Origin of the sequence: Paenibacillus mucilaginosus 3016 (genome assembly GCF_000250655.1) — a bacterium.
Classification (GTDB): domain Bacteria; phylum Bacillota; class Bacilli; order Paenibacillales; family NBRC-103111; genus Paenibacillus_G; species Paenibacillus_G mucilaginosus.
Window position 1 is genome coordinate 8,245,448 of the sequence record NC_016935.1, and the last position, 12,459, is coordinate 8,257,906.

The 12,459-nt window shown below is 56.0% G+C and carries 7 protein-coding genes, 1 tRNA gene and 1 pseudogene; 5 read left to right on the forward strand and 4 right to left on the reverse strand.

The window, feature by feature from the left end; genetic code table 11:
• Positions 1-85 precede the first annotated feature (85 nt).
• The 3 genes and pseudogenes from PM3016_RS34325 to ppc all read right to left on the reverse strand — a co-directional run bounded on the left by PM3016_RS34325 (position 86) and on the right by ppc (position 4,578).
• Complete coding sequence (locus tag PM3016_RS34325) at positions 86-697, reverse strand: zf-HC2 domain-containing protein (protein ID WP_013921114.1); 612 nt, start codon at positions 695-697, stop codon at positions 86-88.
• A 91-nt stretch (positions 698-788) separates the two neighbouring features.
• Positions 789-1,354: pseudogene (gene sigW / locus PM3016_RS34330) on the reverse strand (RNA polymerase sigma factor SigW).
• Between the two features lie 434 nt (positions 1,355-1,788).
• Positions 1,789-4,578 (reverse strand): phosphoenolpyruvate carboxylase, encoded by a 2,790-nt coding sequence (ppc, locus tag PM3016_RS34335; RefSeq protein ID WP_013921116.1) that lies wholly within the window; start codon positions 4,576-4,578, stop codon positions 1,789-1,791.
• 187 nt (positions 4,579-4,765) lie between these two features.
• Between ppc and PM3016_RS34340 the strand changes: the two genes are divergently transcribed.
• The 5 genes from PM3016_RS34340 to PM3016_RS34360 all read left to right on the forward strand — a co-directional run bounded on the left by PM3016_RS34340 (position 4,766) and on the right by PM3016_RS34360 (position 12,299).
• Positions 4,766-7,876, forward strand: coding sequence for a response regulator (locus PM3016_RS34340; RefSeq protein ID WP_014372546.1), 3,111 nt, complete (start codon positions 4,766-4,768; stop codon positions 7,874-7,876).
• 243 nt (positions 7,877-8,119) lie between these two features.
• Entirely contained in the window at positions 8,120-9,865 is a 1,746-nt protein-coding gene (locus tag PM3016_RS34345) for an alpha-glycosidase (protein ID WP_014372547.1), read from the forward strand.
• A gap of 75 nt (positions 9,866-9,940) precedes the next feature.
• Positions 9,941-10,276 (forward strand): YflT domain-containing protein, encoded by a 336-nt coding sequence (locus tag PM3016_RS34350; RefSeq protein ID WP_236628597.1) that lies wholly within the window; start codon positions 9,941-9,943, stop codon positions 10,274-10,276.
• A 104-nt stretch (positions 10,277-10,380) separates the two neighbouring features.
• Positions 10,381-11,451: an AI-2E family transporter gene (locus PM3016_RS34355; RefSeq protein ID WP_238540397.1), complete on the forward strand. Its 1,071-nt coding sequence runs from the start codon at positions 10,381-10,383 to the stop codon at positions 11,449-11,451.
• Positions 11,452-11,480: 29 nt separating this feature from the next.
• A complete protein-coding gene (locus PM3016_RS34360; protein WP_013921121.1) occupies positions 11,481-12,299 on the forward strand; it encodes an SDR family oxidoreductase in 819 nt (272 codons plus the stop codon).
• A gap of 86 nt (positions 12,300-12,385) precedes the next feature.
• Here PM3016_RS34360 and PM3016_RS34365 read toward each other — a convergent pair.
• Positions 12,386-12,456: transfer RNA gene (locus tag PM3016_RS34365), tRNA-Gly, on the reverse strand.
• Positions 12,457-12,459 lie beyond the last annotated feature (3 nt).

Genomic DNA, 12,459 nt, shown 5'->3' on the forward strand with positions numbered 1-12,459 from the left:
TAAATCATACCATATTTAAAGCAAAAAACCCTCCCCTTCCAAGACGGTTTGGGGAGGATTTTTAGAAATTCCAAAGCTTGGCTGTTCAGGGAGTCTCCGATACCTGGCTGACCCACTGGTTCATCTTGTACCACATCCAGCTGAATGCCTCGTCGATCTGCTTCACCTGGCCGGAAATATGCGCGGTGGATGCCTGGATCACCGATCCGTCAATGACGACCACGTTGCCTTCGACATCGCCGTCCACCTGCACGGTGCCCCCTTCGACGGTCAGATCGCCGCTGACTTTTTTGCCGGCCGGCACGACGACGGTATGTCCTTGAATCACAACGGACTCCAGATCCGTTCCCTTCACAATGAGATCCCGGTCATTGTCCCATGCGGTCATGAAAGAAGACAGCATCACAGCAAAAAACACCGCAGCTACGGAAGCTGCCGGATGTTTGCGAATCCAGCGGTATCCTCGGTTCTGGCGTTTGGCCGGAGGCAGGGCATCCATGATTCGCTGTGTGAGACCGTCCGGCACGGGAGGAGTGGGCCAGGCCGCCACAAGAGCTTCGACCTTCTCGAACTCCTGGAGGCGTCTGCGGCAGTCCATACAAGCGAGCAGATGCTCCTTGAGCTGTACCGCTTCCTTTCCCTCGAGTCCCCCGTCCATATATTCATGCAGCAGTGGGAGGGCTTCTTTACAGTTCATGATGAGCCGCTCCTTTCTTCTGTCCATATTCTGATTTTGCTATACACTACGCATCGGCTTGCGACATGTTTCAAAAAGTGTAAACATTTTTTTATAGAATCTTCTCCAGTTTCTTGCGGAGAAATTCCCTGCCGCGGTGCAGCCGGGTCTTGATCGTCGTCACCGGCATCGACAGCACGTCGCTGATCTCCTGAAGCGACAAGTCCTGCAGATAGCGCAGGATCACGACCGCCTTATACTTCTCGGGCAGCGTCTCAATCGATTCGCGGATTTGGGTCTGGGTCTCCGAGAGAAGGACCTGGTTGTCCGGGGACGGATCCTGACTTGCGAGCGTAGAATACCAGTCGCTGCCTTCCCGTCCCCCATCTCCGCATCCAGCGAATAGTTGATCTTGCGCTTGCGCAGACGGTCAATGCACAGGTTCGTGCCGATCCGGTAGATCCATGTCGAGAACTTCTGGTTCTCGTCATACCGGTCCAGGTTCATGTACACCCGAAGGAACGTTTCCTGAACGATTTCCTCCGCCTCATGCCGGCTGCGCAGCATCCGGTATGCAAGGTGATATATTTTGTCTTTATACAATTCCACAAGCTCGGCAAACGCCGCACGGTCGCCGCCGCGGGCCAGTTTGGCGAGCCGGGTGTCCATTTGATCCACCAGCCTACCTCCAACCTCCGGAGCCGCCCTCCCGTCCCACGACGCAGAACAACCGGCCCGGATTCTACAGGATGATGTCTTCCGGGCAGAAGACCATCCCTGCTATTATGCAAAGCATACCAAATCATAACACTTCATGTACAGTCTCCCCCTGAAGAAAGTACCGGAGCACTGTACGCCTCTCTGTCTTATGGCTCCCCCTCCCGATCCCGCGCGGAGGGGAATGCAGCATCCAAACGAGCCGTCGCGGGTTTCTTTTCCCTATATCCCATCTGTTTAGGATCAACGAGGCTGAGACTTGATTAATCCTATTTACGCCGGATGCCTTTCCTGGTTTCACCTGCTTTCCCGCTCAAACAAAGAAGCCTGGCGATAGCCGCCAGGCTCCGGAGCATTCCATAAGATTGTAGTTCAGTGGGCTTACATTTCGTCGATCAGCCCGTATTCCGCAGGCCCGCTGCAATGCCGTTAATGGTCAGCAGCACTTCGCGGAGCAGCAGCGCATCGTCTTCGCCTTGATCCCGCAGGGTGCGAAGCTCGGAGAGCAGCCCTACCTGCATGTAGCTCAGCGGATCGACATACGGGTTGCGCAGGCGGATCGATTCCTGGATGACCGGTACGTTATCCAGAATCTCCTGCTGTCCGGTGATGTTCAGGATGAGCTCCGAGGTACGGGTGTACTCATCCTGGATCAATCCGAAGATCCGCTCGGCGATGCTCTGATCCTGAATCATGCTGCCGTATTCCTTGGCGATGAGCAGATCCGCTTTGGCCAGGGCCATCTGCAGATTGTCGATCAGGGAACGGAAGAACGACCAGTTCTGGTACATCTCCTGCATCTTCTGAAGGTTCTCTTTCTTGCCTGCGTAGAAGCTGTTCAGCCCGTAGCCGGCAGCGTACCAGGCCGGCAGCAGGTAACGGCTCTGCGTCCATGCGAACACCCATGGAATCGCGCGCAGATCCTCAAACCGGTCGCTGTTCTTCCGCTTGGAAGGACGGGAGCCGATGTTGAGTTCGCCGATCTCCGGCAGCGGCGTGGACTCTTTGAAGAACGTCAGGAAGTCCTCGTCCCGGAAGATCAGGTCCTGGTACTTCGTCTGCGCCTGCTCGGAGATGCCGCGCATGATGTTCTCCCATTCCGCTTCGGAAGCGTTCGTCTGCGGATTTCTAGCCTGCAGCGCGCTCGTAATGAGCGCGGAAGTCGCCTGCTCCAGGGAGCGGTAGGCGATGCCCTTCATCGAATAGCGGGAGGAAAGCACCTCGCCCTGCTCCGTGATCTTGATGCCGCCGCCGACCGTATCGGCAGGCTGGGCCAGGATGCTGCGGTTGAGCGGCATGCCCCCGCGGCCCAGCGCCCCTCCGCGGCCGTGGAAGAACTTCAGCTTCACGTCGAACGGCTTAGCCGCTGCCGTAATGCCGCGCAGGGCTACCCGCAGCTCCCAGTTGGCGGTGATGACGCCGCCGTCCTTGTTGCTGTCGGAGTATCCGAGCATGATCTCCTGCAGGTGGTTCGTCGACACGAGCGAATTCCGGTAAGCCGGAATTTTGAAGAGGGTCGTCATGATGTCCGGAGCCGCGTGCAGGTCGTCGATCGTCTCGAACAGCGGCACGGACTGCAGGGTACATGTGATGGAACCGTCATTCTCGTGGATGTATAGCCCCGCTTCCTTGCCGAAGACGAGCACTTCGAGCAGGTCGCTTGCGCCCTGGGTCATCGAAATAAGGTAGCTCGAAATACAGCTGCGGCCGAACTCCTGCTGTGCTTTCTGGATGACACGGTAGACGTCCAGGCATTCCTGCGTCGATTCGCTGTACCGCAGGTAAGGTGAAGTAATTGGACGCGGGTCGTTCAGAATCGCTGTGAGCAGTTCGATCTTCTCGGCTTCCGGAAGCTTCGAGTAGTCCTCACAGATGCTCATCTTGGCCAGGATCTCCGTCATGGCCGCTTCGTGCTCCTTGCTGTGCTGACGCACATCCAGTGCAGCCAGATGGAAGCCGAACAGCTCCACTTGGCGGACGAGCTTCTGTACATACGTATCGGCGATGAAGTCCGCATAGTGGTTGCGGAGGCTGCGCTCGATGATCTGCAGGTCTGCACGGAATTCATCCGGGTTATTGTATTTGCGCTTCGCGGGTGCATTCGGGTTGCCCGTATTGCGGATGCGCTCGGTCATGAATTTCACTTTGATGCGGTAAGGCTCCTTGAGGTTGCGCCACTCGTTATCCGAGGAAAGCTCAATCTCGCGGCGATCCTTCTCGATCGACTCGAGAAGCTCCTCGCTGACTTCAACGATGCTCCGGCTGAAGCTCATGTGCTCCAGCAGCCCCGTCAGCTCCTCCTCGTATTTCGCGAGAGCCAGCTTGCGGTGCATGGTCAGGGTCTCCCACGTAACGGAAGCCTTGACGGAAGGGTTGCCGTCCCGGTCGCCGCCGATCCAGGAGCCGAACTTCAGGTAAGTCGGCACATGCCAGTCCTCTTCCGGATAATACTTGTCCAGACAGCGCTCCAGCTCCTGATAGACTTCAGGAAGCACATCGAAGAGCGTTTCGTCGAAATAGTACAGACCGTTGCGGACTTCGTCGATAACGGTCGGCTTGCGGTCGCGCAGCTCATCGGTCTGCCAGAGGGTAATCACCTCACCCAGCAGTTTCTCGCGCAGCTGCTCCCGCTCCCGGAACGTAAGGTTCGGGTTGTCGAGCTCCATAACGTCACCTGCGATGCGCTGGTGAATATCCAGCACGGCGCGGCGGGTTGCTTCCGTCGGGTGGGCGGTCATGACCAGCTCCAGGGAGATGCCTTGAATCATCTCCTGCACTTCGTCCGACGAAATGCCCAGCGACTTCAGCTCGCGGACCGAATCCTCGATGGAGCCCGGCTGCACGTTCTCTCCGGCCGTCCGCTCGTAATCGCGCTTGCGGCGGATCCGGTGGTTCTGCTCGGCAATATTGATCAGCTGGAAGTACACCGCGAAAGCACGGATGACTTGGTGACGAATTTCCGGCGCCAGGCCCGTCACGGTTTCTTTCAGTTCGGCGTACATCTCCGGCGTATAATCGGCGCGCAGCGTTTTACTCATCTCTCTGATTTTCTCTACGATGGTAAACAGCGCATTGCCGCCCTGGTGAACCAGCACTTCACCCAAAATGTGCCCCAGAAACCGGACATCCCGGCGAAGCAAATTGTTGGACGTGTTCTTGTGAATTAAACTGACTGAATCCGACATGGTTCTCCTCCATCCTGCCAATGCAAAGTCATACCACCTATTTTATCACATCGTTCCGTGTCATGTAATCCTTTTGTGCACTAAAGTCAAAAAATTCCCCTATCCATATAAACATTGAAGGCTAAGTGGCAGCGGGGTAAAATATTGGAAGACGCAAAGCCATACACTCAAAGGGGAGAGGATCCCATTGCCGACTTTCTTCCGTTCCAGCATACGAGTTAAGCTTGCCGCCGGTTTTATCGCCGTTCTGATCTGTCTCGGTATCTCGACCTTCGTACTCATCCAGCGAATTTATTCGCAGCAGCAGGCAATGAATTACATGATTTCTCACGATATGACACTGCACGACAGGGCCAATGGAATGGAAAAAAGCATCCTCGATATGGAGACCGGCCAGCGGGGGTATGTGATTACCGGGAATTCCGCCTATCTGGAGCCCTATCACAGCGGAAGAGAACAGTGGAAAAGAGAATATCTCGAGCTGATCCGTATGTCAGCCGGATCACCGGAGCAGCTGGAGCGGCTTGAGCAGATCCGCTCATCCGTCGAGCATTGGATCGAGAGCTCGGGAGAGCCCGCCATAGCCCTCAAAGAGGCCGGACGTACCGAAGAGCTTCAGCGCTTCTTCCGGGAAGACCCGGGCAAACGGGATATCGACCATCTGCGAAGCCAGCTGGCCGAATTCCGCGAGATTGGCAAACAGGAGACGGCGGAACGTGCAGCGGCCCTGGTGACAAGCAGCAGCACCCTGAAAGCCGAGCTGTATCTGCTGCTTTTCGCCGCCATCCTCATCGCGCTGCTCGTGATTCTGCTTCTGTCCCGCTCCATCGTGCATACGCTGGAGCTTGTTACCGGCACGATTCGCAGCATTGCCGCCGGAGAGGAGAACCTGACCACCCGCATTGATGTCCGCAGCCACGACGAGATTCACGATCTGGCGGAGGCCACGAATGCGCTGCTTGCCCGGGTAGAGGAAGAGAACTGGCTCAAAACCTGCTTCGTCGATGTCGCCACGCTCTATCAGGGCAGCACGGACATCAAGGATTTTGCACAGACGATTCTGAATTGGCTCGGCAGATATATGGACGCTGCCTATGGTGCGGTCTATATCCGGGACGAGGAAAGCGGGCCGCTCAAATTCGTCCGCACGGCCGCCTATGCCGAGCTCGGGGAGGCGCGGATGCAGACCTCGTTCCGTCTCGGCGAGGGCCTTGCCGGCCAGGCGGCAGCTGAGCAGCGCATGATGGTATTCGACCCTCTGCCCGACGGGTATGTGCGCGCCGGCTCCGGACTCGGCGAAGCCCAGCCCCGCTCGCTGATCCTCTTTCCGGTTTCTTTCGAAGGAGACACCATTGCGGTCATCGAGCTTGCTTCCTTCGCTCCTTTCCGGGAGCGGCATAAGGAGCTGCTGCGCAGGGTCTGCGAGACCCTCGGCATTGCGCTTCACAGCGTGCAGGGGCGGATGGAGGTGGAGAGGCTCTACCAGGAGAGCCAGGTGCTTACCGAGGAGCTCCAGACGCAGACGGAGGAGCTTCAGGCGCAGTCGGAAGAGCTTCATTCCCAGCATGAGGAGCTGATCTACTCGAACGACGCCCTTCGGCAGTCCGAAGAGCGGCTGCATTGGCAGAAGCTCACGCTGGAGAAGCAGGCCGAGGAGCTCGCCGCGATTTCCAAGTACAAATCGGAATTTCTCGCGAATATGTCGCACGAGCTCCGTACGCCGCTGAATTCCATGCTGATCCTCTCCCAGCTGCTTGCGGAGAACAGGGATGGCAATCTGACGGAGAAACAAACGGAATTCGCCCTGACCATCCACGCCTCGGGCAGCGACCTGCTCCGCCTCATCGACGAGATTCTCGACCTCTCGAAGGTCGAAGCAGGCCGAATGAAGATTGAACCCGAGACCTTCTCCCTGCGCCCGTGGATTACATGGGTGGAGCGGAGCTTTGAGCCCTTGGCAGACAAAAAGGGGCTTCTCTTTCATATCGCCATCCATCCGGAGGTACCGGAACAAATCTATACGGACAGCCACCGGCTTCAGCAGATCCTTCGCAACTTCTTATCCAATGCTTTCAAGTTTACGTCCAAGGGCAGCGTCGCCCTGCGGATCGACCGCAATGAGACCGTGCTTCGAAGGAGCGACGGTACCTCCGTCCCTGCCGTCGCGTTCTCGGTTATTGATACGGGCATCGGTATTCCGAAGAATAAGCTGGAGCTCATCTTCGAAGCCTTCCAGCAGGTCGATGGCACCACCAGCCGCCGCTACGGCGGTACGGGCCTCGGGCTGACCATATCCCGCGAGCTGGCCCGACTGCTCGGCGGCACGATCCGGGTAGAGAGCTCCGAAGGTGCGGGCAGCCGCTTCACCCTGTACCTTCCGGAACGGCTGGAGGATTCTCCAAGTGACGCCGCGGATATGGTGCCCGTGGTGGAGGCGGCAGCCTCCTTGGAGGCCGGACCGCAGGAAACGCTCCGGAACGCTCCCAAACGGCTGCTGCTGGTGGAGCAGGATCCGGAGCGGCGCAGCAGCATCTCACGGCTGATCGGGCGCAGCGATGTCAGCGTTCAGGCGGCGGCCAGTGCGCAGGAAGCCCTGGACGTCTTCGAGTCGTCCTCATGGGACGGAATCCTGGTCCGCCTCGATCCAGTTGACCGGCAGCTGCCCCGGCTACTTGAGCGTCTTGAGGGCAGCGACAGCCCTTTTACGCCTCCGTACGTACTTTATACGGACCATCCCTTATCCTCCCGGGAAGAAGCGTGTCTGAAGCCGCATGCGGGCCGTGTGCTCAGGATTGAGGATAACCTGGAACAGCGCCTGCTGGCCGAGACCAGAGTGCTGCTCAGCCAGCCCAAGGAGGCTTCACGGGAAGGGAACGCGGCGGAGCAGCCCCCGCTGCAGGAGCTTCCTCAGGTTTCTTTTGCGGGGAGGCAGGTGCTGCTCGTGGAAGACGACATCCGCAATGTCTTCGCGCTCTCCAACATTCTGGAGAAATACGGAATCAACGTTCTGTTCGCGGATAACGGCAAGGAGGCGCTTGAACTGCTTGAAGGGCACCCGCGGATCGATCTGGTGCTCATGGATATCATGATGCCCGAGATGGATGGCTACCAGGCCATCCGGAGCATCCGGGCGCTTCCAAGATACCGGCAGCTGCCGATCATTGCCCTCTCGGCCAAAGCGATGAAGGAAGACCGCCAGCGCTGCATGGACGCCGGAGCCTCCGACTACCTCAGCAAACCGGTCGACGTGCGGAAGCTGGTCACGCTGCTTCAAACTTGGCTGAGGCCCCGTGCCTGAGTGTGTATCACCCTTACCCATCCTTTCTGCCCTCCGCTAACCAAGTCCCGGTTCTCCCAGAGCCGGTTTTTTTGTGTTCGTTGTTCCACTTGGTTGTAACCTATCCCACGCCCACGCTACTTTGCTTCCATGGATCTGCATTCCTCCTTTTCTATGTAACCGCCTTCCTTTTGTTTAGTAGACATAGGGCAAGGTTAATAGGAGGATAAGCCTGATATTCTGTTCGATGAAGGAGCTGACGTTATGCTTCGGGAGTGCTTTTATCATGTGTCCAACAGCAACTGGGCTTACGCCTATACCAAAGAGAAGATTCACCTTCGCTTCCGGACCAAGCGTGACGACGTGACTGAGATTGCAGCCGTGACTGGGGACAAATACGACTGGGACCGTACATACAAGGAATACCCGATGCTCCGTATTGCTTCCGACGCTTACTTTGACTATTGGGAGGCCACGGTGAAGCCCAAGTACAAACGGCTCACTTACGGATTCCGGATTACGGCAGGAACCGAAACCGTATGGATGGTCGAGACCGGCGTATACAATGAGCAGCCCTATCCTCCGGGTGGGTACTACGATTTTCCTTATATTCACGAGATTGACCTCTTCACCGCACCGGAATGGGCCAAGTCCGCCATCTTCTATCAGATCTTCCCGGACCGCTTCGCCAATGGAGACCTCGAGAACGACCCGGAAGGCACTGAACAGTGGGGCGATACTCCTACCACCGACAATTCCTTCGGCGGAGATCTCCAGGGTATTATCGATAAGCTTGACTACATCGTGAATCTTGGCGTCAATGCCATCTACCTGACTCCCGTGTTCGAATCCCCCTCCAACCACAAGTACGATACCCTGGATTACAAAAAAGTAGATCCGCAGTTCGGCGACAATGCCAAACTGAAGGAGTTGGTTGAGGCCTGTCATGATCGCGGGATTCGTGTCATGCTGGACGCCGTGTTCAACCACTGCAGCGAGCACTTTGCCTTGTTCCAGGATGTCGTCAAGAAGGGGGAGAAGTCCAAGTATGCCGACTGGTTCCATGTCCGCGAATTTCCGATTGAGGTGAAGGACGGGATCCCGACCTACGATACGTTCGGATTTTTCCAGCATATGCCGAAGTTCAACACTGCCAATCCGGAGGTCAAAGAATACCTGCTCGACGTAGCCGAGTATTGGATCAAGGAGATCAAGATCGACGGCTGGCGTCTGGATGTAGCCAACGAGATCGACCACCACTTCTGGCGCGATTTCCGCAAAATCGTTAAAGCGGCGAATCCGGAAGCTTATATTGTCGGCGAGGTATGGAACGATTCACTCAAGTGGCTGCTCGGCGACCAATTCGACTCGGTCATGAACTATCCGTTCTCCAACAAGGTACTGGAATTCTTCTCGAGCTCCTATATGGACGGCTATACGTTCGCCAACAGCATGGGCTTCCTGCTTATGCGGTATCCGCAGCAGACCAACGAGGTCGTCTTCAATCTGCTCTGCAGCCATGATACGCCGCGGGTGCTGACGTGTGTGGGAGAAGACAAACGCCGTCTCAAGCTCTGTGTCGTGTTCCTGCTGACCTACATCGGGACCCCTTGTATCTTCTACGGGGATGAGATCGGCCTTACGGGCGGCGGAGATCCGGACTGCCGCAAGTGTATGGTGTGGGAGCCGGAGCACCAGGATAATGAGCTATACGACTTTTACAAGCTCCTGATTGCCCTGCGCAAAGATTACGACGTCCTGCGCCAAGGCGGATTCCGCTTCTTGAAGGCCGATTCAGGCGACTCCCGGATCATCTACGAACGCATTGACGACAAAATGCACTTCACCGTCTGGATGAACAACACAGAGGAAGAAACCGTGCTGTCCCACCCGATGGAGACCGATGACTGGAAAGACGCCCTTTCGCAGGAAGATGTGGTACCGGAGAACGGCATGATGAATATCAAGCTCGATCCATTGGGATACCGGATTTTGTACCGCTGGCTCTGATGTTTCAAAGCGGAATCAGACAGGTAATGACATTGCAGGAAACAGCAATACGCCAAGGAAGGGATGGTGAATGCCATGGACAAAAGGCCGCGGATCAGTGTGGTCCATGATGCCAACGAAGCCCGCGATCAGGTCCGCCTCTGGGTGCTTCAGGGACACAACAAAGAAGAGATTTACGTGCTGGCTCATGATGATGCGAGGACAGATCTAGTCGCCGATTACTCGGATGCCGAGAAGATCGGCATGTCGGAGGAGGGAGTGTGGAACAGCATCGCCAACATGTTCCGTTCCCAAGGGGACGAACTTCGCGCGAAGCTTAAAGCGCTGCATGTTCCTGACGCTGAAGCCGAGCGGCTGGAGCAAGAACTGGACGATGGCAAAATCGTCCTGCTGGCCACCGGCGGCCGGTAATCCCGATACGGCTCCACCGGGAATGAAGATTTGCCGAACCACAGGCAAATCTTTTTGGTGTCGGAGACAGGCATCGGGGCTAATCAAGTAATGGGAAGAGTGGAGTGGTCCGATTGCCGCAAAGCCGTTTTTTTCGGATCAGTCTCGGGGTGATCCTGATTCTGATCATTCTGAATCTGTTCATCCGGGTCAGCTTTCTCTTCTCTCCACTGTACGCCATCGCCCGAACGATCCTGATCCCTTTCATTATCTCCGGCTTCTGCTACTATCTTCTGCGTCCGCTGGTCCATCTCCTGGAGTCCCGCGGAATCCGCAGACCGTCAGCCACCCTGGTCCTGTACATATTTCTGGCTGATGTAGCGGCTCTGCTGGTGGTGGGCCTCGGCCCCATGCTTCAGAGTCAGACGAGCCTCTTCGTCCAGAACATCCCTGAACTGCTCGAGGGACTCACGGCCCAGATGGAGAAAATGGAGAGAACCCGCTGGTTGTCCGGTTACTTTACCAGTGATTCATTGAACTTGTCCGCCAAGCTGTCGGAGTGGATCAGTACGACCATGAACGTCGCTACGGACTATCTCACCAATGCGCTTGGTGTCATGACCAGTACGCTGCTGATTATCACAGCGATTCCAATCATTCTGTATTATCTGCTCTCCGATGGTCCCAAAGCGATGGATGCCTTCCTCGAGCTCTTTCCGGAGAGGTACCAGCCGCCCGTCCGCGATATGCTGGATGATATGGATAAGGTCCTCAGTGAGTTTATGATTGGCCGGATCCTCGTCTGCATTGTAGTGGGAGCCATGCTCTACATCGGTTTTCTGATCATCTCTCTGCCCTATCCATTGCTGCTCGCCACCTTTGCGATGATTATGAACTTCATACCATTCATCGGGCCGCTGATCGGCCTTGTTCCCTGTCTCATGATCGCCTTTACAGAGTCATCCGGGATGGCGTTATGGGTGCTGCTGATCTTTATCATCGCCAAAATGGCGGATAACAGCCTGGTCTCTCCCCAAGTGTTCGGCAAGCGGATGGATCTTCACCCCCTCACGGTCGTCATCCTGCTGTTGGTTTCTGCAGAGACCGCCGGCATCTTTGGAATGCTGTTGTCCATACCGGTGTATATGGTCCTTAAGATCATCTGGCTTCGCTTCAAGCCAACCTTGCACGTATAAATATCAATCATCCCCAGGAGGAGATAACAATGACACTCATGAACAACCAGCCTCAGCAGGCCAACAAAAGGCTTAAAGATAGGGTAGCCCTGGTTACGGGGGGCGGCTCCGGAATCGGGCGCGCCGCGGCGATACGAATGGCCGAGCAGGGTGCCAAGGTCGTGATCCTTGGCAGGGATAAGGAAGAGCTTCTTGAGGTGGAAAAGCATATCAAGGATCAAGGCGGAGAAGCTTGCAGCCTGAAGGCGGATATCTCCATTCCGGAGCAGATGGAAAAAAGCTTGAAAGACGCTGCCGACAAGTGGGGGCGCCTGGATATCGTCTTTGCCAATGCGGGAATCAACGGGGTTCTGACCTCTATCGAAGCTATGGAGGTAAAAGAATGGCAGCAGGTGGTGGATATTAACCTGAAGGGGACGTTCCTTACGGTCAAATACGCCATCCCTTATCTCAAAGAGAATGGCGGCAGTATCATCATCACCAGCTCCATTAATGGAAACCGGGTCTTCTCCAACTTCGGGTTCAGTGCTTACAGCACCACCAAGGCCGGACAGGTCGCCTTCATGAAGATGGCCGCCTTGGAATTGGCCAAGTTCAAAATCCGCGTAAATGCCATTTGTCCCGGTGCCATCTCCACCAACATCGACGAGAACACCAAACGAAAGCCGGAAGTAGAAGAAATTCGGATTCCGATCGAATTTCCTGAAGGAGACCAGCCGTTGAAACAAGCCTCCGGTTCTTCTGAACAGGTAGCGGATCTCGTATTGTTCCTGGCCTCGAATGAATCTTCACATATCACCGGAACTGAAATTTATATTGATGGAGCCGAGTCTTTACTGCACGGGTAGTAACAGTACCTTCGCACTCCTCGTAAAAGATAAAAGAAAGAACCCTGGTAAGCGAAAAGCCTACGAGGGTTCTTCCTTTACTATGAAGCGGGTGATGGGAATCGAACCCACGCTACCAGCTTGGAAGGCTGGAGTTCTACCATTGAACTACACCCGCAAA